Below are 255 nucleotides of genomic sequence, written 5' to 3'. Positions count from 1 at the left end.
CGGGTGGCATCGCGGCCAAGGGCTTGAAAGATGATGCCTTTTACTACCAGATGGAACCGCTGGTGCAGGAAATGAGCGGCAACCGCGTCGGCACCTCACTGATGAGTGCATACCAGAACTTGTACCAGGGCCGCACCACCAAGCGCTCAGCTCGAAAACTGGAAGAGTTTGGCCTGATCGGCGACAAGAGCAAGGTCAAGCACGACAAGGCCGGGCAAGTTTCATTCCTTGACCCGGGCGCACTGCTGGGCGCCG

1 protein-coding gene is annotated in these 255 nt (G+C 59.2%); it reads left to right on the top strand.

The annotated features are described in order from the left end of the window. Nucleotides 1–255 (top strand): hypothetical protein (locus tag ACZ92H_RS29785; RefSeq protein ID WP_465052408.1); only part of this gene is annotated, 255 nt, incomplete at both ends.

Source organism: Janthinobacterium foliorum, assembly GCF_978021625.1.
This window is presented reverse-complemented; position numbering and strand designations above follow the sequence as displayed.